Here is a 23,071-nt window from a genome sequence, read left to right as displayed (position 1 = left end):
GCCCTTAGCGATTCTCGGCCGCGAAGGCCGCCATCTTCGCCCGGTTCAGCGCCACCCATTGCAGCGCGGTGCGCACGAACACGTTGATGAACGGCCCCGGCGGCGGCACGTCGAGCAGGGCCAGCGCCTCGTCGACCGGAACCGTGAAGGGGCGGGTATATTCGGCTTCGCCCGGTTCCCCGGCCTCGCGCGGCAGCGCGGCGGAATCGATGAGGGCGAGGTACAGCGTCACATATTCGTCGGTCACGCCCGGCGAGGGCATGAACGCCATGATGGGGGTGAGCGCCCGCGCCGGCACGCCGATTTCTTCCACGCATTCGCGCGCGGCGGCGTGTTCGGCGCTCTCGCCCGGCTCGACGCGGCCGGCGACCAGCTCGACCAATTCGCCCTTTCCGGTGGCGAGATGGCCGGCGACGCGGAACTGATGGATCAGCACCAGACACTCCGCCGCCGGATCATAGCCGAGCGCGGCGATGCAGGGGCCGACGCGCAAGATGTCGCGCGGCTGCACCAGCGGCGCGCCGCCGGCCCCGGCCAGCGTCGCCACCACGCGGTGATAGGGCCGGAAGCCGTCGCCCTCGATGTTCGTGATCGGCGACAGCTCGACCGGCACCGCCAGATCGCGCAGCGGGCTCTCGGGGCGGGGGGATGCGGCATCGGTCATCGGGTCACTCCGGGGACCGCGGCGCCCTCGGCGGTGTCGAGATTGAAGGCGGCGGCGAACAAGGCGCGGGTATAGTCGGTCTTCGGCGCCGCGAACATCTGCGCCGCCGGACCTTCTTCCACCATCACCCCGCCCTTCATCACCATCAGCCGCGAGGCCAGCGCGGCAACCACGCGCAAATCGTGGCTGATGAACAGATAGGTGAGGCCGCGCCGCTGCTGGAGATCGCGCAGCAAATCGACGATCTGCGCCTGCACGATCATGTCCAGCGCGCTGGTGGGTTCGTCCAGGACGAGGAAGGACGGCTCCAGCACGATGGCGCGGGCGATGGCGACGCGCTGGCGCTGGCCGCCGGAGAATTCGTGCGGGTAGCGGTGGCGGGCCTCCGGCTCCAGTCCGACATCCTTCAGCGCGGCGATTACCTTGGCCTCGCGCTCGGCTTCCGAGAGCGTCGGCTGGTGCACCAGCAGCCCCTCGCCGATGATGTCGGCCACCGACATGCGCGGGGAGAGCGAGCCGAACGGGTCCTGAAACACGATCTGCATCTTGTCGCGATGCCGGCGCATGTCCTTGAAGCCGAGCGTGTCGACGCTCTCGCCGAGGAACACGATCGGCCCCTCGCTGGAGATGAGGCGCAGCAAAGCGAGGCCGAGCGTGGTCTTGCCTGAGCCGCTCTCGCCGACCACGCCGAGCGTCTCGCCCTTGTGGATCGCGATGCTCACCCCGTCCACCGCCTTGATGTGGCCGACGGTCTTGCGCATCAGCCCGGCCTTGATCGGGAACCACACCTTCAGGTCGGTCGCCTCCAGCACCACCGGCGCCTCCGGGTGCGGGGCCGCCGGGTTGCCCTTGGGCTGGGCGGCGATGAGTTCGCGGGTATAGGGGTGCTGCGGAGCGGCGAAAATCTCCGCCACCGGCGCGGCCTCGACGATGCGCCCATGGTTCATCACGCACACATGGTCGGCGATCTTGCGCACGATGCCGAGGTCATGGGTGATGAACAGGATCGCCATGCCGAGCCGCGCCTGAAGCTCCTTCAGCAGCGCGAGGATCTGCGCCTGCACGGTGACGTCCAGCGCGGTGGTGGGCTCGTCGGCGATCAGCAATTGCGGCTCATTGGCGAGCGCCATGGCGATCATCACACGCTGGCGCTGGCCGCCGGAGAGCTGGTGCGGATAGGAACCGAGCCGGGTCTCGGGCTCGGGAATGCCGACCTCGGTCAACAGCTCGATCACCCGGCGCCGCGCCGCCGGCCCGGACATGCCGCGATGCAGGCTCAGGATTTCCGCGATCTGCTGCTCGACCGTGTGCAGCGGATTGAGCGAGGTCATCGGCTCCTGGAACACCATGGTGATGTCGTTGCCGCGCACCTTGCGGATCTGCCGCTCGTCCATGGCGATGAGGTCCGCGCCCTTGAACAGGATGCGCCCGGAAGGATGCGAGGCCGCCGGATATTGCAGCAGCTTGAGGATGGAGAGCGCGGTGACCGACTTGCCCGAGCCGGATTCCCCGACCAGCGCCAGCGTCTGCCCGCGCTTCAGCTCGAACGAGACATGATCCACCGCCAGCGTGACGCGTTCGCCTTGCGTGAAGGCGACGGAGAGGTCCTGGACGGAAAGGAGGGGGGTGTCGCTCACGTAAACGTCTTCCTCGGGTCGAAGGCGTCGCGCACCGCTTCGCCGATGAAGATCAGCAGGCTCAGCATGAAGGCGACGGTGAAGAAGCCGGTCAGGCCGAGCCACGGCGCCTGCACATTGGCCTTGCCCTGCGCCAGCAATTCGCCGAGCGAGGGCGAGCCGGGCGGCAGGCCAAAGCCGAGGAAGTCCAGCGCGGTCAGCGTCATCACCGAAGAGGAGACGATGAAGGGCAGCATGGTCAGCGTCGCCACCATCGCGTTGGGCAGCATGTGACGCCACATGATCACGCCATTGGAAACGCCGAGCGCGCGGGCGGCCTGCACATATTCGAAATTGCGCGCCCGCAGGAATTCCGCGCGCACCAGCCCGACCAGCGCCACCCAGGAGAACAGCAGCAGGATGCCCAGCAGCACCCAGAAGGACGGGGCGAGGATCGAGGAAATGATCAGCAGCAGGTAGAGCGCGGGGATCGCGGTCCAGATTTCGATGAAGCGCTGGAAGATCAGGTCGGTCCAGCCGCCATAATAGCCTTGAATGGCGCCCGCCAGCACGCCGATGATCGAGGAGATCACGGTCAGCACCAGGCCGAACAGCACCGAGATGCGAAAGCCGTAGATCAGCCGGGCCAGCACGTCGCGGCCTTGGTCGTCGGTGCCGAGCCAGTTCCATTCCAGCGCCGCGCAGCCGCGCGCCGCGCCTTCCGCCCCGTGCAGCCGCTCGGCGACGGGACGGCACTGCTCGTCGGACAGCATCCAGGTCGGCGGGGAAGGGGCGGGGGTCGGCAGGTCGAGATTATGGGTCGAATAGCTGTAGCGGATCGGCGGCCAGACGATCCAGCCGCCCTTATCCTCGATCAGCTTCTTCAGATAGGGGTCGCGATAATCCGCCTCGGTCTCGAAATCGCCGCCGAAGGTGGTCTCGGGATAGGCCTTCACCGCGGGGAAGTAATAGCTCCCGTCATAGGCGACGAGGAACGGCTTGTCGTTGGCGATGAACTCGGCGCCGAGACTGGCGAGGAACAGCACCGAGAAAATCCAGAAGCTCCACCAGCCGCGCCGGTTGCGCTTGAAATTGGCGAGCCGGCGCCGGTTGATCGGCGAGATGCGCGCGCCGGGGGCGAGCACGCTGGTCGAGGCGGGGGCGGCGGACGTCATGTCAGACATCCCGCGTCTCGAAGTCGATGCGCGGATCGACCCAGGTATAGGTGAGATCGGAAATCAGGTTCACCACCAGGCCGACCAGCGAGAAGATGTAGAGATTGGCGAACACCACGGGATAGTCGCGGTTGAGGACGCTCTCGAAGCCGAGCAGGCCGAGCCCGTCCAGCGAGAAGATGGTCTCGATCAAGAGCGAGCCGGAGAAGAAGGCGGCGACGAAGGCGCCCGGAAAGCCGGCGATGATGATCAGCATCGCGTTGCGGAATACATGGCGATACAGCACCGCGCGCTCGGAAAGCCCCTTCATCCGCGCGGTAACGACATATTGCTTGCGGATTTCGTCGAGGAACGAATTCTTGGTCAGCAGCGCCATGGTGGCAAAGGCCCCGAGCACCATGGAGATGATCGGCAGCGCGAGGTGCCAGAAATAATCCAGTACCTTCCCGGTCAGCGAGAGCTGGTCCCAATTGTCCGAGGTGAGCCCGCGCAGCGGGAACCACGAGAAGAACGACCCGCCGGCGAACAGGATGATCAGCAGGATCGCGAACAGGAAGCTCGGGATCGCATAGCCCACGATGATGACCGCCGAGGTCCATACATCAAAGCGCGAGCCGTCGCGCACGGCTTTCGCGATGCCGAGCGGGATCGAGATCGCGTAGGTGATCAGCATCATCCACAGGCCGAGCGAGATCGAGACCGTCATCTTTTCCTTGATGAGGTCGATCACCGAGATGTCGCGGAAATAGGAGCGCCCGAAATCGAAGCGGGCATAGTTCCACATCATCAGCGCGAAGCGCTCATAGGCCGGCTTGTCGAAGCCGAACTGCTTTTCCAGCTCCTTGATGAAGGCCGGATCGAGCCCCTGCGCGCCGCGATATTTCGAGGAGGAGACGTCGCCGCCCGAGCCGCCCTGCTGCGCGCTGCCGAAATCGCCGCCGCCGCCGGTGACGCGGGCGGTGGCGTCGGTGCCCTCGCCGGTGATCTGGGCGATGACGCGCTCCACCGGCCCGCCGGGGGCGAACTGCACCACCACGAAGGAGATCAGCATGATGCCGATGATGGTCGGGATCATCAGCGCGATGCGTCGGACGATATAGGCCAGCATGCGGACGCGCTTCCTGGGGAATTTCCGGCCGGGTGGGGGTCACCCGGCGGCCTGAAATCTCTCTGCGGAACAGAGTTTGAGAGTGGTTTCAAAGTGGCGGGCGCCGAAGGCGCCGTCAACTTAACGTCCGTTCAGGTTGCGGCTTATCCCGGCTGGTCGGCCTTGGCCCACCAGGTGTCGGGAATGGCGCGGGCATAGGTCGGCCGCTCGGCCTTGGGGCGCTCGAAGACGTCCCAATAGGCGATGCGGTGCGCGCCGGAATACCATTGCGGCACCCAATAGCGCCCCGCCCGCAATCGCCGGTCCAGCAGCTTGCAGGCGGTCTTCAGCTTGTCGCGGGTGTCGGCGGCGATGACCTGTTCGATCAGCAGGTCGACCACCGGATCGGCGATGCCCGACAGATTGTTGGAGCCGGCCATGGCGGCGGCGCGCGAGCCGAAGAAATTGCGCAGCGATTCCCCCGGCACGGTGGAAACCGAAAAGCGGCGCACCGTGGCGTCGAAGTCGAAGCTGTTGAGCCGGCGCTGATATTGCGGGGCGTCGACCAGGCGGAAATTGGCGGCGATGCCGAGCACCTTGAGATTCTTGATGAAGGGCGCGGTGTGGCGCTCCAGCGAGCCCTCGTCGTCGAGGAACTCCAGGGTGAAGTGCGTGCCCTTGGCATCGACCAGCTGGCCGTCCTTGATGGTCCAGCCCGCCTCGCGCAGCAGCGCCGTCGCCTTGCGCAGCAGGGTCCGGTCCTGCCCCGAGCCGTCGGAAACCGGCGGCGACCAAGGCTCGGCCTTGAGCACCTCGATATCAGCGGGCTTGAGCTTGGAGCCGAGGCTCTCGATCAGCGCGATCTCGTCCGGCGCGGCCGGGCCTTCCGCCATCAGGTCGGAATTCTGGAAGAACGAGACCGTACGCTTATAGGCGTCGAACATCAGGTTCTTGTTGGTCCACTCGAAATCGAAGGCGTAGGACAGCGCCTCGCGCACCCGCGGATCGGAGAATTGCGGGCGGCGCAGATTGAGGAACCAGCCCTGCGCGCCGGAGGGATTGTCGTCCGGCAGCACTTCCTGCTTCACCTTGCCCTCGCGCAGCGCCGGAAAATCATAGCCGGTCGCCCAGGTGCGGGAGGTGAATTCCTCGCGGAACAGATAGGCGCGCGCCTTGAACGCCTCGAACCCGACCTCGCGGTCGCGGAAATACTCGAAGCGCTGGCGGTCGAAATTGTTGATTCCGACATTCACCGGCAGATCGCGGCCCCAATAATCGGCGACGCGCTCATATTCGATGTACCGCCCCGGCTCGAAGCGGCCGATCCTGTAGGGGCCGGAGCCGAGCGGCGGCTCCAGCGAGCTCTCGTCGAACGGCTTTGCCGTGTAATAGGCCTTGGAGAAGATCGGTAGCGAGGCGACGACCAGCGGCACGTCGCGCGCCCGCTTGGCCGCGAAACGCACCACCACCACATCGTCGCCATCGGCGGTGACGCTGGTCACGTCGCGCAGATTCTGCGCGATGATCGGGTGCCCTTTCAGCTTGAGCATCAGCAGCGAGAACACCACGTCGGCGCTGGTGAGCGGGCTGCCGTCATGGAACCGCGCCTCCGGCCGCAGGCGGAAGCGGTAGAGCGTGCCGTCGGGGGAGAACGAGACCGTCTTCGCGACGAGGCCGTAAACCGCGTCCGGCTCGTCGAGCGCGCGGGTCATCAGGCTGTCGAAGGTCAGGTCGAGGCCTTGCGCGCCGTCGCCCTTCAATATGTAGCCGTTCAGCGAATTGAAGGTGTTGAACGACTGGTTATAGGCCGCCGTCGAGCCGATCTGCGAGAACATGCCGCCCTTGGGCGCGTCCGGCTCGACATAGTCGAAATGCAGGAAATCGGTCGGGTATTTCAGGTCGTCAAAGGCCGACAGGCCGTGCGTCTCCGGCCCCATGGCGGGCGCCGGCTGGGCGAGCGCGCGGCCCGCGCCGCTGGCGAGCAGGCCGGCACCGGCGCCGAGCGAGGCGCTGAGGGCAAGAAGCTGGCGGCGGTTCAGCACCGCGCGCGGCGCCTTCCTCACGTCGCGCCCCCGGCTCACTTCGCACCGCCCGTCTTGGCGGCGAGCGCGGCGTCCCACCACCAGATGTCGGGGAAGGCAAAGGAGTATTCCGGCAGCTTTTCGGGATGGGCGAAGCGGTTCCAGCGCGCCGTGCGGACGTTCGGGTAGTTCCAGCTCGGGATCACATATTCATGCGCGAGCAACACCCGGTCGAGCGCGCGGGTGGCGGCCACCAGCTCCTCGCGGTCCTTGGCGTAGATCACCTTCTCGATCAGCGCGTCGATGCCGGGGTCCTTGATGCCGGCATAGTTCGAGGAGCCCTCGCGGTCGGCCGCTTCCGAGCCCCAGAAGTCACGCTGCTCATTGCCCGGCGAGAGCGACTGGCCCCAGCCGGAGATGATCATGTCGAAGTCGCGGGCGCGCAGGCGGTTGATGTATTGCGAGGTGTCGACCTGGCGGACGTTCAGCGTGATGCCGAGCCGCTCCAGCGAGGGCTTGTAGAACAGCGCCACGCGCTCGAAGGCGGGGTTCGCCAGCAAGATTTCGATGGTGAAGGGCTCGCCCTTGGCGTTCAGCAGCTTGCCGTCCTTCACCTCATAGCCGGCCTCGCGCAGCAGTTTGGCCGCCTCGCGCAGATTGCCGCGCCGCAGGCCCTCGCTCCAGCCTTCCGGGTTGGTGTAGGGCGTGGTGAACACGCTGGCGGGGATCTTGTCCCGCACGCCTTCCAGTATCTCCAGCTCCTTGCCCTGCGGCAGGCCGGAGGAGGCCAGCTCGGTGTTCTGGAAATAGCTGGAGGTGCGCTTGTACTGCCCGAAGAACAAGGTGCGGTTCATGCCGTCGAAGTCGAGCGCGTAGTTCAGCGCCCGGCGCACCTTCTGGTCCTGGAACTTCTCGCGGCGCAGATTGGGGATGAAGGCCTGCATCGCGCCGGAATTGCGCACCGGGAATTCTTCCAGCACCACGCGACCGTCCTTCACCGCCGGGAAATTATAGGCGGTGGCCCAGTCCTTGGCGGAGGTCTCGATGTTGAAGTCGTACTGGTCGCCCTTGAAGGCTTCCAGCTCGACCGTGCTGTCGCGGAAATATTCGTAGCGCTGCTCGCGGAAATTATTGGTGCCGATGTTCACCGGCAGGTCGCGGCCCCAATAGCTGTCCACCAGTTCGAAGGAGATCGAGCGGCCCGGGATCACCTGCTTGACCTTGTAGGGACCGGAGCCGAGCGGGATTTCCAGCGTGCCCTGGCTGATGTCGCGCGGCTTGCCGCTGGCGTCGGTGCCGGTCCACCAGTGCTTGGGCATCACCCGCAGCTGGCCGACGATCTGCGGCAGTTCGCGATTGCCCGCCTGGTCGAAGGTGAAGGTGACCTCGCGCTCGCCGGTCTTCTCCGCGGATTTGACGTGGCTGTAGTAATAGGCCTGGCGCGGGTTGTTCTTGGTCAGCGCCTCGAAGGAGAACACCACGTCCTCGGGCGTCACCGGCTGGCCGTCATGCCACTTGGCTTCCGGGCGCAGGCGATAGGTGACCGAGGAAAAGTCCGCCGGATAGCGCACCGCCTCCGCCAGCAGGCCGTATTCGGTCGCCACCTCGTCGGCGGCGGGGGCCATCAGCGTGTCGTAGATCAGCTGGAGCCCGGCCGCCGGGGTGCCGCGCGGAATGATGTCGTTGAGCGAATCGAAGGTGCCGCTGGCGGACTGCCGCACCAGCCCTTCCTTGGGCGCCTGCGGATTCACATAGTCGAAATGCTTGAAATCCGCCGGGTATTTCGGCTCGCCCATCAGCGAGACGCCATGGCGCCATTGCGGAGCGGCCTCCTGCGCCGGCGCCGCCGGTGCCGGGCTCTCCTGCGCGAAGGCGGGCGGGGCCAGCAACGCGAGGCCGAGAAGCGCCGTGCCCAGCAGCGCCGTGCGACGGCGGGCAGTGGCGGGCAGAGCGACGATGTGCAGAGCGGCGGGCAGGCGGCGCGGGCGGAGGCTCATGCGGCACTTTTCCTTACATCGTGGCGTTTCGGCCGCTTGGTGCGGCGCATCGTTCGGAGGCAGGTGGTTCGGCCGCGTGGACGCAGCGCGTTACCGGCCAGTATGAACGGCAGCGTTCGGAAAAGAATAAGGCCGGCGCACAAAAGTGCGGCCGGCCTGACGTGATCGTGAATGACGCTGGGACAGCGCGGTACTTTGAGGCTCAGGGAGCCGCCGGAGCCGGGGCGGCAGGCGCCTCGCCTGCGGGAGCAGCAGGCGCCTCGCCCGCCGGAGCAGCCGGAGCCTCGCTTGCCGGAGCGGCGGGGGCCGCATCGGCCGCGGGAAGCGGCGCGGGGCTGTGCGAGAGCGAGTTGAGATAGACCAGCAGGTCGGCGCGCTCGGTGTCCTTGGCGATGCCGGCGAAGCCCATGGCGGTGCCGGGAATGTCGGCCTTCGGGTTCTTGATGAAGGCGTTGAGCTCCTCGAAGGTCCAGGTGCCGCCATGCGCCTTCAGCGTGGCGGAATAGGCGAAGCCTTCCGCGCTCGCGATCGGGCGGTTCACCACGGCGTAGAGGTCCGGGCCGACCTTGGCGCCCGCGCCTTCCACGAAGTTGTGGCAGGCGGCGCACTTCTTGGCGGCGGCGGCGCCCTTCTCGACGCTGGCGGCGGCCAGGAGCTGCGGCAGCGGCACATCGGCCGGGGCGGCCGCCTGCGCGGCACCGGCGCCGGCTTCCGGCACGTCGATGACGAAGCCGGGCGTCTCAGGCGCGTGCGACGTGAACAGCAGTCCCGAAAACACGTTCAGCGCCAGCGTGAACGTCAGCACGCCCAGCACGGCACCAGCGATCTTGTTCAGCTCGAAGCTGTTCATGAAATATCGGCTCCCTCACCCGGCATCGCGGGCCATCCGGCTGGCCCGCGGCACCCCGCACAATCTAACAGCCACATCGCCCGGCCGCCAATGGCGGGCGGGAACTAATCATTTTGACGGTTGGCGTGCAACCCGTATAAGCGCCCCGCGATTGCTACGTTTCGCCACTGTTTCGCGGGCGCGGCGGTCGGCCCAACTCCACGGCAAGGCAGGCAAAAGTCCGTCATGGACACACTTATACTCATTCCAGCCCGCATGGCGTCGACGCGGCTGCCCGGCAAGCCGCTCGCCGATGTCGGCGGCCGGCCGATGATCGTCGAGGTGGCGCGGCGTTCCGCCGCGGCGGATATCGGCCATGTCGTGGTCGCGACCGACGACGAGGATGTGCGCGCGGCGGTGAAATCCGCCGGATTCGACGTGGTGATGACCCGGGCCGACCATGCTTCCGGCTCCGACCGCATCTTCGAGGCGCTGGGCCATGTCGACCCGCACGGCCGCGCCAAGCATGTGGTGAACGTGCAGGGCGACCTCCCGACCATCGATCCCGCGCTGATTCGCGCCGCGCTCGACCTGCTGGACGAGCCGGCGGTCGACATTGGCACGCTCGCCGCGCAGATCACCCACGCGCCCGAGCGCACCAATCCGAATGTGGTGAAGGCGGTCGGCAGCCCGCTCTCGGCCACGCGCCTGCGCGCGCTTTACTTCACCCGCGCCACGGCGCCCTACGGCGACGGCCCGCTGTTCCACCATATCGGCCTCTATGCCTATCGCCGCGCGGCGCTGGAGCGCTTCGTGAGCCTGCCGCCCTCCGCGCTGGAGACCCGCGAGAAGCTGGAGCAGCTGCGCGCGCTGGAGGCGGGGATGCGCATCGACGTCGCGGTGGTCGACACCGTGCCGCTCGGCGTCGACACGCCGGATGACCTGATCAAGGCGCGGGAACTCCTCGCGCTCGAAGCGAAGAACTGACGGACAGTACCGACATGACCACGCGCCGCACCATCGTGTTCCAGGGCGAGCCCGGAGCGAATTCGCACATCGCCTGCCGCGAGGTGTTCCCCGATTTCGAGGCGGTGCCCTGCGCCACCTTCGAGGACGCGTTCTTCGCCCTGCAGAATGGCGAGGCCGATCTCGGCATGATCCCGATCGAGAATTCGGTCGCCGGCCGCGTGGCGGATATCCACCATCTGATGCCGACCTCGGGGCTCAACATCATCGGCGAGTTCTTCCTGCCGCTGTCGCATCAGCTGATGGCGGTGCCGGGCGCCTCGCTCGCGACCGTGCAGACGGTGGAGAGCCATGTCATGGCGCTCGGCCAGTGCCGCAACATCATCCGCAAGCTCGGCCTCAAGGCGGTGGTCGGCGCCGATACCGCCGGCGCGGCGCGCAAGATCGCCGAGGCCGGCGATCCGACGCAGGCCGCCATTGCCTCGCGTCTCGCCGCCGAGATCTACGGGCTCGACATCATCGCCGAGAACATCGAGGACGAGGCGCACAACACCACGCGTTTCATCATCCTCGCGCGCGAAGGCGAGTGGGCACCGGCCGGAAACGGCCCGACCGTCACCACCTTCGTGTTCCGGGTGAAGAACGTGCCGGCCGCGCTCTACAAGGCGCTGGGCGGCTTCGCCACCAATGGCGTGAACATGACCAAGCTGGAATCCTACCAGCTCGACGGCGAGTTCTTCGCCACCCAGTTCTACGCCGATGTGGTCGGCCATCCCGACGACCGCTCGCTCAAGCTGGCGCTGGAGGAACTGGCGTTCTTCTCCAAGGAGCTGCGGATCCTGGGCGTCTATCCCGCGCATCCCTACCGGATCGCGCTGGCCGCGAAATATTGAGGTCGTGCCGGCGGCGGAGCACGCCGCCGCCCGTCACTCCGCCGCGACCTCGCCGCCGGCGGCTTCCGCCTTGGCCTCGACCTCTTCCATGGCTTTGAGCGTGTCGGTGCTCGGCATCGACATGATGTTGTAGCCGGAATCGACGAAGTGCACCTCGCCGGTGACGCCGCTCGACAGGTCGGAGAGCAGATAGAGGCTGGCGCCCCCCACTTCCTCGATCGAGACGGTGCGGCGCAGCGGGGCGTTGCGCTTCTGGTAGTTGAACATCAGCCGCGCATCGGCGATGCCGGCGCCCGCCAGCGTGCGCACCGGCCCGGCCGAGACCGCGTTCACCCGAACGGCCTGCGGGCCGTAATCGGCGGCGAGGTAGCGCACGCTCGCTTCCAGCGCGGCCTTGGCGACGCCCATCACATTATAGTTCGGCATCACGCGGGTAGAGCCGCCATAGGTGAGCGTGATGATCGAGCCGCCCTTCGGCATGATCGCGGCCGCGCGCTTGGCGATTTCGGTGAAGGAGAAGCACGAGATCACCATGGTGCGGGTGAAGTTCGCCCGCGTGGTGTCGGCGTAGCGGCCCTTCAATTCGTTCTTGTCGGAGAAGCCGATGGCGTGGACCAGAAAGTCGATGCTGCCCCATTTTTCCGCCAGCGCCGCGAACACGCCGTCGACCGAATCGAGGTCCTCGACGTCGCAGGGCAGCATCAGGTCGCTGCCGAGCGAGGCGGCGAGCGGCTTGACGCGCCGGCCCAGCGCCTCGCCCTGATAGGTGAAGGCGAGTTCCGCGCCCTGTGCCGCCAGCGCCTTGGCGATGCCCCAGGCGATGGAATGATCATTGGCGACACCCATCACGAGTCCGCGCTTGCCCTGCATGAGGCCCATTATCTGCACTCCTTAAGCGCGGTGGCGCGACGGTGGGTCAGGCGGCGTCGGGATGCTGGAGGACGAGCACCGCGTTGGTGCCGCCGAAACCGAATCCGTTGGACAGAACGCGGCCGAGCTTCACATTGTCGATCCGCTCGCGGGCGATCGGCATGTCGGCGAAGGCGGGGTCGATCTCGTCGATATGGGCGCTGGCGGCGATGAAGCCGTTCTGCATCATGAGAATCGAGTAGATCGCCTCATGCACGCCGGTCGCGCCCTGCGAATGGCCGGTGAGCGACTTGGTGGCGGAGATCGGCGGGCACGTGTCGCCAAACACCGCGCGGATCGCCTCGATTTCCTTGAGGTCGCCGACCGGTGTCGAGGTGGCGTGCGGGTTGATGTAGTCGATCCCGCCCTTCACCCCGTTGAGCGCTAGCCTCATGGCGCGCGCGGCGCCCTCGCCGGAGGGGGCCACCATGTCGGCGCCATCCGAAGAGGCCCCGTAGCCGATCACCTCGGCATAGATCCGCGCGCCGCGGGCCTTGGCATGCTCCAGCTCTTCGAGCACCAGCACGCCGGCGCCGCCGGAAATCACGAAGCCGTCGCGGTTCTTGTCATAGGGCCGCGAGGCGACCGCCGGGCGGTCATTATAGTCGGAGGACATCGCGCCCATGGCGTCGAACAGGCAGGAGAGGGTCCAGTCGAGGTCCTCGCAGCCGCCGGCGAACATGATGTCCTGCTTGCCGTACATGATCTGCTCGGCGGCGTTGCCGATGCAGATATTGGTGGTGGCGCAGGCCGCCGAGATCGAATAGCTCGCGCCCTTGATCTTGAACCAGGTGGAGAGCGTCGCCGAGGCGGTGGAGCCCATGGCCTTGGGCACCGCGAACGGGCCGACGCGCTTCGGGCTGGAATTCTTGCGGGTGATGTCGGCGGCTTCGACGATGGTGCGGGTGGAGGAGCCGCCCGAGCCCATGACGAGGCCGGTGCGCTCGTTGGAAATCTCGTTCTCCTCAAGCCCGGAATCGCGGATCGCCTGTTCCATGGCGACATGGTTCCAGGCGGTGCCGCCGCCGTGGAAGCGCATGGCGCGGCGGTCGACGATCTCGCTCGCGTCGAGCTGCGGGGCGCCCTGCACCTGAGAGCGGAAGCCCAGCTCGGCGTATTTCTCGGCACGGGTGATGCCGCTCTTGCCTTCGCGCAGCGAGGCCAGCACTTCCTGGGTGGAATTGCCGATCGATGAGACGATGCCCATACCGGTCACGACCACACGGCGCATAGGCGGATCCTTCCTAAAGACTGCTCGGAGCCCGCGCGATGGCGCTGTCCGCCCCATCGCGCAAGAGGGTTGCTGGCCAGCGCCGGTCCGCCCGCCTGGGCGAAAATGTGGCGCGCGGGCGAGAAAGGCTCAGGTCTGGAACAGGCCGACCTTGAGATCGCTGGCGCGGTAGATCACCTCGCCGTCTGCCTCCAGCCAGCCATCGGCGATGCCGAGCACCAGCTTGGAGCGCATGACGCGCTTGAAGTCGATGCCGTACACCACCTTCTTGACGGTCGGCAGCACCTGGCCGGTGAACTTGACCTCGCCGGTCGCCAGCGCGCGGCCGCGGCCGGGGGAGCCGAGCCAGCCGAGATAGAAGCCGACGAGCTGCCACATCGCGTCGAGGCCGAGGCAGCCGGGCATGACCGGGTCGCCCTGGAAGTGACAGGCGAAGAACCACAGATCCGGGTGGACATCGAGCTCGGCACGGATGAAACCCTTGCCATTGGCCCCGCCGGTCTCCGAAATCTCGGTGATGCGGTCGAACATCAGCATGGGCGGCAGCGGGAGCTGCGCATTGCCTTCGCCGAAAAGCTCTCCACGCCCGCATGCGAGCAGTTCGTCGTAGCTGAAGCTTGTCTGCCGCTCACCCATCGTCTTCTTGTCACCCAACATTGATGTTTCGCGCCGGAACGGGCCTTTCAGCCCATACGATCGGCGCTTCCTAACACAGGGGCAGTCGCCCTCAAAGTCGCCTCCCGCGCGCGCGCGCCGTTCAAAATGTCACGGCGACGACAGAAGGTGACACGGCGGCCTGCCGTGCCGGCACCGTGCCAGTTTGGAATAATTACTATCATCTGCCGCGATATTGCCCGAGGCGACGGGGTGCGGGTATAATCCCTTTTGAAAAATCCGTGTGCCTGCGGTGGTTTCAAGCCATGGGCACCATCAGCGAACGAATATCGGCGTTCCGTCGTCCCACATCTGGCGGCGACGGAGCGCGGATTGACGGTATGTCGGAACGAAAGATGAGCGAAGGTCTTCGTCCTCACCCTGTTGCCGTGTCCCGCGTCGTGGTCGACGACGAGGAGGCGGTGCTTCCGGTCGCCCGGCTGCGCGACGGCGCGGGCAACAGCCGCACCGGCTGCCCGTTCCACGACGTGCGCCACATGCTGCGCGATGTCGGGCTGCGTCCGACCCGCCAGCGCCTCGCGCTCGGCTGGCTGCTGTTCGCCAAGGGCGACCGCCACGTCTCGGCGGAAATCCTGCACGAGGAGGCGATCAAGGCGCGCTTCCCGGTGTCGCTGGCCACGGTCTACAACACGCTGCACCAGTTCACCGAGGCCGGCCTGCTGCGCGAGCTGGCGGTGGATGGCTCCAAGACCTATTTCGATACCAACCCGACCGACCACCACCACTTCTTCCTGGAAGGCGAGAACAACCTCGTCGACATTCCCAGCGCGGAAGTCGAGGTCGAGCGCGTGCCTGAGGCGCCGGAAGGCTACGAGATCGCCCGCATCGACGTGGTGGTCCGCCTGCGCCCCAAACGCCGGGCGTGACGGCTTTTCGCCTGCTGGAACACGAAGAAGCCGCCCGATCGGGCGGCTTTTTTGTTGGCCGCGGAATGGGCGAGCGGCAAGGAGGCTATCACGGCGGTCAGGCCGTGGGGGGCTCCGGGATGATGGTTCCCTGGTGGAAGCACATCCGCCAGCCTCCGGTCTCCCGGCGCCATAACGAGCTGCGCAGGCTGCGCCGTTCCGGCACGCCCGCGGTGCGGCGAATGACGGTATAGGTGACCAGCGCCAGCCCGTCGGCCAGCCGCCGCGCCGCGAAATCCTCGATCACCCGGGTTGTCGGCAGCCCATGGGGCTCGTCGAGGAGGCCGGCGATCGCGGCCTGTCTGTCATAGCGACGGCCGGAGCTTCCGAACTCAAGGAAATCCTCCGCGAGGAGCTGAGCGACGCGCTCGCCATCGGTGCGGATATCTGCGCTGAGAAGCGCCTCTTCGAGGCGCCTGAGTTCCGAGGCCAGTTCGCCCTCATTCATGGGTCGACGCTCACCGGATTGTCGGTCACCCGCGTCCGCATGCGGGACGCGCCGGTGTCCGGCCGTCACCTCACTCCAGCTTCTCGCCCGGATAGACGCCCCAAAGCTTTTCCTGCTCGATGAAGCCGTCGAAGCCGTCGTCGAAGAAGTGGCACCATTTGCCGTCGCATTTGTCGAGCTTGCCCAGCACGCCGGGTTCGAGCCGCGCGCGGACCGCCGAATCGGCATCGGGACTGGCATGAAGCGGCGTCGGGCCGTCCTTCAGCCAGGGGCCGACCAGCGCGGTGCGCCGCCCCGACAGCATGGAATGGTAGACCCAGCCCTCCGCGCCGTCCGCGTCGCGGATGCGCCGCCAGGTCTCGAACTCGGCGGTGACCTCCACCGGCAGGCCGGCGCGGGTGAACACCCAGGCGACCGCATGGTCCTTGGTCGGGCCGGCGCGGACATTGGTCTTGTCGGCCTTGAGCGAGAGGAAGCGCGGCACCGGCAGGCCGGAGGTCCGCCCGACCGCCGCCTCCTGCGCGCCGGCCGCGAGCGGAGCGGCCAGCATGCCGCCGGCAAGGCCGCCCGCCAGTGCCAGCGCGGCGAGTCCTGCCCGTTTCGTCACGTTCCGAAGCTTCGCCCCGTTCCGAAGCCTTATGCTGTGCATCGTTCACTTCACCCATTGCCGCCCGGTGCGGGCCGCGCGCCGTGGCGCGCCGCCTCCGCCGGATCCTGACCGACGCGTGCACCGCAAACCGGTGCATTTTTGTGTTACGCCGACCTGTCTGCTAATGAACGCGTCGCCCGGTTGCGCGCGATTGTGTGCCCTCAGCGTTAACGGGACCTTGATCGCGGCGTGCGATTCACACAGGGATTTCCGAATTCTCACGGGGGATCAGCATGGCCCGCAAAAAACCGCTCGTCGTGGTCACGCGCAAGCTGCCGGACAAGATCGAGACCCGGATGCGCGAATTGTTCGACGCCCGGCTCAATGTCGAGGACAAGCCGATGACCCAGGCCCAGCTCGCCGAGGCGGCGGGCATGGCGGATGTTCTGGTGCCGGCGATCTGTGACCGCATCGACGCCGAGGTGCTCGCCGCCGCCGGGCCCAACCTCAAGCTGATCGCCAATTTCGGCAATGGCGTCGATCATATCGACGTCGCCGCCGCCAGCGCGCGCGGCATCACCATCACCAACACGCCCGGCGTCCTCACAGAGGACACCGCCGACATGACCATGGCGCTGATCCTCGCCGTGCCGCGCCGCCTCACCGAGGGCGCGGCGATCATCAAGGAGCAGGACGGGGTGTGGCCCGGCTGGTCGCCGACCTGGATGCTCGGCCATCGCATCTGGGGCAAGCGCCTCGGCATCATCGGCATGGGCCGCATCGGCCAGGCGGTGGCGCGCCGCGCCCGCGCCTTCGGCCTGCAGATCCACTATCACAACCGCCATCCGCTGCCGTCCCATATCGAGGAGGAACTGGAGGCGACCTATTGGGACAGCCTCGACCAGATGCTGGCGCGCATGGACATATTGTCCGTGAACTGCCCGCACACGCCCGCGACCTTCCATCTTCTCTCGGCGCGCCGGCTGAAGCTGGTGCGGCGCGACGCCTATATCGTCAACACCGCGCGCGGCGAGGTGATCGACGAGAGCGCGCTGATCCGCATGATCGAGACCGGGGAACTCGCGGGCGCGGGGCTCGACGTGTTCGAGCGCGAGCCGGCAGTGAGCCCGCGCCTCCTGCGCCTTGCCCGCGCGGGCAAGGTGGTGCTGCTGCCGCATATGGGTTCGGCCACGGTCGAAGCGCGCGTCGATACCGGCGAGAAGGTGATCGTGAACATCCGCGCCTTCATGGATGGCCACCGCCCGCCCGACCGCGTGCTGCCGTCGATGCTGTGACGGCGGCGCTCAGCGCCGGTGATGCGAGAGGTCGGTGATCGTCGGATGTGTCCCGGTTAGCGGGTTGTCCGGGTCCCATCCATAGCTCAGCGTCTCGAACCGCATGGTGAGCGTGTCGATCATCAAGAGCCGACCGACCAGCCCCTCGCCGAAGCCGGTGATGGCGCGGATCGCCTCCAGCGCCACCAGCGAGCCGGCGGTGCCGGCCAGCGCGCCGAGAATGCCGGCCTCCGCGCAGCTCGGCACGGTGCCGGGCGGCGGCGGTTCCGGGAACAGGCAGCGATAGGTCGGATTGGGCGTGCCGTCCGGCGCGCGCTCATGCGGGCGCAGCGTCGTCACCGTGGCATCGAAGCGGCCGAGCGCGGCCGTCACCAGCGGCTTGCCGGCCAGCGCGCAGGCATCGGCCGCCAGATAGCGCGTCGCGAAATTGTCGGAGCCGTCGATCACCACGTCGGCGTCGCCGATCAGTGCCATCGCATTATCGGCGTCGAGCCTCGAATCGACGCCGACGAAATCGACATGCGGGTTGAGCCGGTTCACCGCCTCGCCCGCGCTCTGGATCTTCGGCTTGCCGATATCGGGCGTCGCATGGATCACCTGCCGCTGCAGGTTGGACAGCGACACCACGTCGTCGTCGACCACCACCAGCCGTCCCACGCCCGCCGCCGCGAGATAGAGCAGCGCCGGAGCGCCGAGACCGCCGGCGCCGACCACCAGCACGCTCGCCTTCTTCAGCTTCTGCTGGCCCGGTCCGCCGACCTCGCCGAGTACGAGATGGCGGGCATAGCGCTCGACCTCCTCGGAGGAGAACAGCGAGGGGCGGGAGGCGGGGGCGGGGTGCGTGCTCATGATAGCGCCATATAATCATCGCGCGGCCCGGCGCCATTGCCCAGGGCCGGCCTGCGCCGCGAATCGGGCAGATGGGAAGGGCGGACAGGTTCTCTCCGCCGCAGGCATCCAGCAATACCGCTCCGCGCTGGTCCCCGCTATCGGAAACCAGAGCACCTGCCGATCGTTCGCATGTTCCATCCGGACGGGAAGGGTTCTAGAACGAACCTTCCTTTTCCAGCGGCTCCGGGCACCTCCTTGCGCATCCATCTCGTCAATCCGAACACCACCGTCTCGATGACCGACAAGATCGCCGCCGCCGCGCGGCGCGTGGCGGGGGGGGAGACCCGCATCGTCGAGGCGACCTCCGCCATGGGGCCGGCCTCGATCGAGGGCTATTATGACGACGCCCTTGCCCTGCCGGGGCTGCTCCAGGCCATCGCGCAGGCCGATGCCGCGGAGGGCGGGGTGGATGCCCACATCATCGCCTGCTTCGACGATACCGGGCTCGATGCGGCGCGGGCGCTGAGCCCGGCTCCGGTGGTCGGGATCGGCGAGGCCGGGTTCCACATGGCCAGCCTGATCGCCCATCGCTTCGCGGTAGTGACCACGCTGCAGCGCTCGGTGCCGGTGATCGAGGCCAATCTGGAGCGCTACGGCCTCGCCCGGCGCTGCTGCGCGGTGCGCGCCTCGGATGTCGCGGTGCTGGAGCTGGAGGATCCGGGCTCGAATGCCCGCGCCCGCATCTCCGCCGAGATTGCCGCCGTCGTGCGTGAGCATCATGCCGAGGCGGTGGTCCTCGGTTGCGCGGGGATGGCGGATCTTGCCCGCTCGCTCGGCGAGGAGCATGGCGTGCCGGTGATCGACGGTGTGGTGAGCGCGGTCATGCTGGCGGAAGGGCTGGCGCGGATCGGGCTCGCGACCTCGAAGTCCGGCGCCTATGCCGCCCCGCGCGCCAAGCCCTATGCGGGGTTGCTCGCGGCCTTCGCGCCGCGCGGATAGGTTCAGCCGAGCTTGCGCAGCAGTTCGACCACCTGCTTCTTCTCGCGCAGGGACAGCTTCTCCAGCGTCGCCTCGGTGATCTCGCGCGCGACCTCTATCGCCGCATCCGCGACCGACTGGCCGTGCGCGGTCAGCCCGACCGCGCGGCGGCGCTTGTCGCTGGGGTCGTCGGCGGTCATCACGAGCCCCCGCCCGCTCAGCCGGTCGACCACGCCCTTGATGGTCGCGGCGTCGAGGAAGATCAGCCGCCCGAGCCGGTTCTGCGAACAGGGGCCGATCTCGCGCAGCTTGGCCAGCGTGGCGAATTGCGGCGGCGTCAGCCCCTCGATCATGCGCTCGGCGAACAGGGCGGTGTGACGCTGATTGGCGACACGCATGAGGAAGCCCACCTGCTCGTCGAGCCGGTAGGGGGGGAGGTGTGTCCATGCCGGTGTCGTCATCCTCCGGAGGACTATCAGCCACCATTCCATTGCCCCCGCAATATCGGAGCCCAAGAGAGCATAACTAAGCCGGCTCGCAAATAGCCGATTTCAGCTGCGCCTTCACTTAATTTACGGGTCGGCACCCGCGCCACGGAACAGTTCGTCCGGGTCCAGTTCCGCCATCGCACCGTACCAGCGCACCTCGCCCTGCTCGATGACGTAGGCACGGTCGCAGAGAGAACGGCACAAGGCGAGATTCTGTTCCGCCACCAGAAGCGAGAGGCCGGCACGCTTGAGCGTGTGCAACGCATGAATCATCTGGTCGACAATGACCGGGGCCACGCCCTCGGACGGCTCGTCCAGCAGCAGAAGGCGCGGATGGCCGACCAGCGTCCGGGCGATGGCGAGCATCTGCTGCTCGCCGCCGGACATGGCGCCGCCCGGCCGGTCCTGCATGTCGGCGAGGTTGGGAAACAGCGCGAACAGCGCTTGCGGCGTCCAGTCCGGCAGGTCCGGCGCCGCGCCGGCGGCGCGGGGACGCCGGCCGATATCGAGGTTTTCCGCAACGGTAAGCTCGGTGAAGATCCGCCGGTCCTCCGGTACGTAGCCGACTCCATGACGGGCGATGACATGGGTCGGCAGCGTGCTCAGGTCGCGGCCCTCAAACTCAAGGCGTGCGGCCCGGCGCGTCGCCAGCCCCATGATCGCCTTCATGGTGGTCGACTTGCCGGCCCCGTTGCGCCCGATCAGCGCCACCGCCTCGCCTCGCCCCACATGCAGCGAGACGCCGAACAGGATGCGCGCCGCCCCGTACCAGGCGTCCAGCGCCTCGATCTCAAGCCCGGGCGCCGCGCTCATTGCCGCTCTCCGCTCGCCAGCCCGCTGCCGAGATAGACCTCGCGCACCCTGGGATCGTTGCGCACCGCCTCGACGCCGCCATCGGCGATCAGCCGGCCGCGCGCGAGCACGATCACCCGGTCGGCATGGCCGAACACCACGTCCATGGAGTGCTCGGTGAACAGCACGGCAAGCCCGCGCTCGGTGGTGAGCGACTTCACCAGCGCGATCAGCGCCCCGCGCTCCGGCGTGCTCATGCCCGCCGTCGGCTCGTCCATCAGCAGCAGCTTGGGATTGCCGGCCAGCGCCACGGCGAGTTCGAGCCGCTTCACGTCGCCATAGGCGAGCGAGGCGGCGGGCCGGTCGGCGAGCGCCGCCATGCCGGTCTGTTCCAGAAGCTCCAGCGCCTCGGCGCGGTGGCGGTTTGCCAGCGGGTGCCAGAAGGCGAACACGGTGCGATGCGCGGCGAGCCAGGCGGTCTGTACGTTTTCCGCCACCGTCATCGAGCCGAACACGGCGGCGATCTGGAAGGTGCGCCCGACGCCGAGCCGGGCGATGGCGCGCGGCGGAAGGCCGGTGGCGTTCCGTCCGAGAATGCGCACCGTGCCAGCATCGGGGCGGAGCTGGCCGTTCACGATGTTGAAGCAGGTGGATTTTCCCGCCCCGTTCGGCCCGATCAGCGCCAGCAATTCGCCGGGCCGTATGTCGAAGCTCACCCCGTCGAGCGCGCGCACGCCGCCATAGGATTTGGCGAGCCCGTCGACCGAGAGCACCGGCGCGCTCATGCCGCCCCTCCCGCGCGCCGCAGCCGGGAAGCGATGTCGCTGAGCCCGCCGGCAATGCCGCCGGGAAACAGCAGCACGACCGCGATCATCAGCGCGCCGAGCAGTGCGCGCCAATACGCGGTCTCGCGCATCACCGCGTCCTGCAGCAGGGTGAAGGCGCTCGCGCCGAACAGCGGGCCGAGCAGGCTCTGCACGCCGCCGAGCAGCACCATCACCAGCGCGTCGATGGAGCGCCCGACCGAGATCGCCTCGGGCGAGATCGAGCCTTTGGCGAAGGCGAACAGCGTGCCCGCGAGCCCGCACAGCGTGCCGGCGATGATGAAGGCGAGCCAGCGCACGCGGGTGATGTCGATGCCGCTGGCCTGTGCGCGCAACGCGGAGTCCCGCGCCGCCCGCAAGGCATGGCCGAAGGGGGCGAAGGCAAGCCGGCGCAGGGCCACGATGCCGATGACGACCAGCGCAAGGCTGATGAGATAGAATGCCGTCGGGCTTTCCAGCACGCCATCCGCCCAGACGCCGAAGAGGCCGTTGGAGCCGCCGGTGACGTCTTCCCACTGAAACACGACCGACCACACGATCTGCGCGAAGGCGAGCGTCAGCATGGCGAAATACACGCCCTCCAGCCGCACGCTGAACCAGCCGAACACCACCGCGCCGACGCCGGCGACGGCCGGGCCGAGCACCAGCGCCGCCGGTGTCGAGACGCCGAGAGTGAGGAAGGCATAGGCCGCGCCATAGGCGCCGAGCCCGAAATAGGCGGCGTGGCCGAACGAGGCCATGCCACCCGGCCCCATGATGAAATGCAGCGAGGCGGCGAACAAAACGGCGACCAGCACGTCCTGCGCCAGCACCGTCGCATAGGGAAAGGCGTCGCCGCCGAGCGGCAGCGCGGCGAACAGAAGGATCACCGCCAGCGCACAAGCCCGGCCCGGCGTACCCAGCGGCACCAGCGGCGCCTCGATAGCGGCGGCATGGGCGCGCGCGGCAGGCGCCGGCCGCCCGAACAGCCCGTGCGGGCGCACCACCAGCACGATCGCCATCACCAGGAATTCGGCGACGAGGGTCAGCTTCGACATGTTGAAGGCGAGACCGCCCAGTTCCACCGTGCCGAGCGCGATGCACAGCGCCTTGACCTGCGCGACGATGACGGCGGCGACATAGGCGCCGCGGATCGAGCCCATGCCGCCAATCACCACGACCACGAAGGCGTCGCCCAGCACGGCGAGGTCCAGCGTCAGGCTGGCCGGTTCGCGCGGCATCTGCAGCGCGCCGCCCAGCCCCGCAATCCCGGCACCGAGCGCGAAGACGGCGGTGAACAGCACCGCCTCGTTGACGCCGAGGGCGGCGACCATCTCGCGGTCCTGCGTCGCGGCGCGGATCAGCCGGCCGAACCGGCTGCGCGTCAGCAGGAAATGGAGCCCGACCAGCACCGCAGGGCCGGCGAGGGCGAGGAAGATGTCATAGACCGGCAGCCGCCGGCCGAGCAGTTCCACCGTGCCGGTGAGCCCGGCGGCGCGCGGGCCGAGCCGGTCTTCCGGTCCCCACAGCCACAGCGCCGCGTCGTTCATCACCAGCAGCAGCGCGAAGGTGGCGAGCAGCTGGTACAGCTCCGGCGCGCGGTAGATGCGGCGGAGCAGCACGATTTCCACCAGCGCGCCCATCAGCGCGGTGAGCGCCACCGCGACCAGCACCCCGCCCCAGAAATCGAACGGCGCGGGCAGGCGGTCCGCGACCGTGACGGCGATGTAGAGCCCGAACATGTAAAACGAGCCATGCGCCATGTTCACGATACGGGTGACACCGAAGATGATCGACAGGCCGGCGGCCACGAGGAACAGCCCCGAGGCCGAGGCCAGCCCGTTCACCGCCTGGAACGCGAGCGCATCGATGGCCATCG

Annotated in this window: 22 protein-coding genes; 5 read left to right on the top strand and 17 right to left on the bottom strand. The window is 67.7% G+C overall.

The features are described from left to right. Positions 1–4: 4 nt before the first annotated feature. The 7 genes from VRZ77_RS04655 to VRZ77_RS04625 form a co-directional block, all read right to left on the bottom strand. A complete protein-coding gene (locus VRZ77_RS04655) occupies positions 5–664 on the bottom strand; it encodes an NUDIX domain-containing protein (RefSeq protein ID WP_414591493.1) in 660 nt (219 codons plus the stop codon). Further along, the gene (locus tag VRZ77_RS04650; RefSeq protein ID WP_414591492.1) at positions 661–2,301 is read right to left on the bottom strand and encodes an ABC transporter ATP-binding protein; all 1,641 of its coding nucleotides are present in this window, start codon (positions 2,299–2,301) and stop codon (positions 661–663) included. The genes VRZ77_RS04655 and VRZ77_RS04650 overlap by 4 nt, the downstream gene beginning before the upstream one ends. Beyond that, entirely contained in the window at positions 2,298–3,455 is a 1,158-nt protein-coding gene (locus VRZ77_RS04645; RefSeq protein WP_414591491.1) for an ABC transporter permease, read from the bottom strand. The genes VRZ77_RS04650 and VRZ77_RS04645 overlap by 4 nt, the downstream gene beginning before the upstream one ends. A gap of 1 nt (position 3,456) precedes the next feature. Further along, positions 3,457–4,563, bottom strand: coding sequence for a microcin C ABC transporter permease YejB (locus VRZ77_RS04640; RefSeq protein ID WP_414591490.1), 1,107 nt, complete (start codon positions 4,561–4,563; stop codon positions 3,457–3,459). Between the two features lie 143 nt (positions 4,564–4,706). Beyond that, positions 4,707–6,605, bottom strand: coding sequence for an extracellular solute-binding protein (locus VRZ77_RS04635; protein WP_414591489.1), 1,899 nt, complete (start codon positions 6,603–6,605; stop codon positions 4,707–4,709). 14 nt (positions 6,606–6,619) lie between these two features. After that, the gene (locus VRZ77_RS04630; RefSeq protein WP_414591488.1) at positions 6,620–8,560 is read right to left on the bottom strand and encodes an extracellular solute-binding protein; all 1,941 of its coding nucleotides are present in this window, start codon (positions 8,558–8,560) and stop codon (positions 6,620–6,622) included. Positions 8,561–8,762: 202 nt separating this feature from the next. Next, complete coding sequence (locus VRZ77_RS04625; protein ID WP_414591487.1) at positions 8,763–9,410, bottom strand: c-type cytochrome; 648 nt, start codon at positions 9,408–9,410, stop codon at positions 8,763–8,765. Between the two features lie 225 nt (positions 9,411–9,635). On the opposite strand from VRZ77_RS04625, the gene VRZ77_RS04620 reads away from it, so the two are divergent. Both VRZ77_RS04620 and VRZ77_RS04615 read left to right on the top strand, forming a co-directional pair. Beyond that, the gene (locus tag VRZ77_RS04620) at positions 9,636–10,376 is read left to right on the top strand and encodes a 3-deoxy-manno-octulosonate cytidylyltransferase (protein WP_414591486.1); all 741 of its coding nucleotides are present in this window, start codon (positions 9,636–9,638) and stop codon (positions 10,374–10,376) included. Positions 10,377–10,390: 14 nt separating this feature from the next. Further along, entirely contained in the window at positions 10,391–11,248 is an 858-nt protein-coding gene (locus tag VRZ77_RS04615) for a prephenate dehydratase (RefSeq protein WP_414591485.1), read from the top strand. Between the two features lie 33 nt (positions 11,249–11,281). Here the strand turns inward: VRZ77_RS04615 and fabI are convergent, their stop codons facing one another. The 3 genes from fabI to fabA all read right to left on the bottom strand — a co-directional run bounded on the left by fabI (position 11,282) and on the right by fabA (position 14,024). Then, positions 11,282–12,127: an enoyl-ACP reductase FabI gene (gene fabI, locus VRZ77_RS04610; RefSeq protein ID WP_414591484.1), complete on the bottom strand. Its 846-nt coding sequence runs from the start codon at positions 12,125–12,127 to the stop codon at positions 11,282–11,284. Between the two features lie 37 nt (positions 12,128–12,164). Continuing rightward, positions 12,165–13,388, bottom strand: coding sequence for a beta-ketoacyl-ACP synthase I (fabB, locus tag VRZ77_RS04605; protein ID WP_414591483.1), 1,224 nt, complete (start codon positions 13,386–13,388; stop codon positions 12,165–12,167). 129 nt (positions 13,389–13,517) lie between these two features. Continuing rightward, complete coding sequence (fabA, locus tag VRZ77_RS04600; protein WP_414591520.1) at positions 13,518–14,024, bottom strand: 3-hydroxyacyl-[acyl-carrier-protein] dehydratase FabA; 507 nt, start codon at positions 14,022–14,024, stop codon at positions 13,518–13,520. 374 nt (positions 14,025–14,398) lie between these two features. On the opposite strand from fabA, the gene irrA reads away from it, so the two are divergent. Then, positions 14,399–14,929: an iron response transcriptional regulator IrrA gene (gene irrA, locus VRZ77_RS04595; RefSeq protein ID WP_414591482.1), complete on the top strand. Its 531-nt coding sequence runs from the start codon at positions 14,399–14,401 to the stop codon at positions 14,927–14,929. Positions 14,930–15,026: 97 nt separating this feature from the next. Here irrA and VRZ77_RS04590 read toward each other — a convergent pair whose 3' ends face one another. Both VRZ77_RS04590 and VRZ77_RS04585 read right to left on the bottom strand, forming a co-directional pair. Then, on the bottom strand, positions 15,027–15,416 hold the full coding sequence (locus tag VRZ77_RS04590) for a DUF4440 domain-containing protein (RefSeq protein ID WP_414591481.1): 390 nt from the start codon (positions 15,414–15,416) through the stop codon (positions 15,027–15,029). 70 nt (positions 15,417–15,486) lie between these two features. Continuing rightward, the gene (locus VRZ77_RS04585) at positions 15,487–15,966 is read right to left on the bottom strand and encodes an SH3 domain-containing protein (protein WP_414591519.1); all 480 of its coding nucleotides are present in this window, start codon (positions 15,964–15,966) and stop codon (positions 15,487–15,489) included. A 332-nt stretch (positions 15,967–16,298) separates the two neighbouring features. Between VRZ77_RS04585 and VRZ77_RS04580 the strand changes: the two genes are divergently transcribed. After that, positions 16,299–17,300 carry a 2-hydroxyacid dehydrogenase gene (locus VRZ77_RS04580; RefSeq protein WP_414591480.1) on the top strand — a complete coding sequence of 334 codons (1,002 nt, stop codon included), beginning with the start codon at positions 16,299–16,301 and terminating at the stop codon, positions 17,298–17,300. A 9-nt stretch (positions 17,301–17,309) separates the two neighbouring features. On the opposite strand, the gene moeB is transcribed toward VRZ77_RS04580, so the two are convergent. After that, positions 17,310–18,149: a molybdopterin-synthase adenylyltransferase MoeB gene (gene moeB, locus VRZ77_RS04575; RefSeq protein ID WP_414591479.1), complete on the bottom strand. Its 840-nt coding sequence runs from the start codon at positions 18,147–18,149 to the stop codon at positions 17,310–17,312. A 237-nt stretch (positions 18,150–18,386) separates the two neighbouring features. Here moeB and VRZ77_RS04570 point away from each other — a divergent pair, with 237 nt between their 5' ends. Next, positions 18,387–19,130 (top strand): aspartate/glutamate racemase family protein, encoded by a 744-nt coding sequence (locus VRZ77_RS04570; protein WP_414591478.1) that lies wholly within the window; start codon positions 18,387–18,389, stop codon positions 19,128–19,130. A 2-nt stretch (positions 19,131–19,132) separates the two neighbouring features. On the opposite strand, the gene VRZ77_RS04565 is transcribed toward VRZ77_RS04570, so the two are convergent. The 4 genes from VRZ77_RS04565 to VRZ77_RS04550 form a co-directional block, all read right to left on the bottom strand. Then, the gene (locus VRZ77_RS04565) at positions 19,133–19,507 is read right to left on the bottom strand and encodes a MarR family winged helix-turn-helix transcriptional regulator (protein ID WP_414591477.1); all 375 of its coding nucleotides are present in this window, start codon (positions 19,505–19,507) and stop codon (positions 19,133–19,135) included. 174 nt (positions 19,508–19,681) lie between these two features. Continuing rightward, positions 19,682–20,410: an ABC transporter ATP-binding protein gene (locus VRZ77_RS04560; protein WP_414591476.1), complete on the bottom strand. Its 729-nt coding sequence runs from the start codon at positions 20,408–20,410 to the stop codon at positions 19,682–19,684. Continuing rightward, positions 20,407–21,174 (bottom strand): ABC transporter ATP-binding protein, encoded by a 768-nt coding sequence (locus VRZ77_RS04555; RefSeq protein ID WP_414591475.1) that lies wholly within the window; start codon positions 21,172–21,174, stop codon positions 20,407–20,409. The genes VRZ77_RS04560 and VRZ77_RS04555 overlap by 4 nt, the downstream gene beginning before the upstream one ends. Further along, a complete protein-coding gene (locus VRZ77_RS04550) occupies positions 21,171–23,069 on the bottom strand; it encodes an ABC transporter permease (protein ID WP_414591474.1) in 1,899 nt (632 codons plus the stop codon). Before VRZ77_RS04550 ends, VRZ77_RS04555 begins: the two co-directional genes overlap by 4 nt. Between the last annotated feature and the right edge of the window lie 2 nt (positions 23,070–23,071).

The organism is Ancylobacter sp. G4_0304, from assembly GCF_047501495.1.
In the GTDB taxonomy this organism is placed as follows: domain Bacteria; phylum Pseudomonadota; class Alphaproteobacteria; order Rhizobiales; family Xanthobacteraceae; genus Ancylobacter.
Note: the sequence above shows the minus strand (reverse complement) of the source record. Positions and strands in the feature narration are given on the sequence as shown.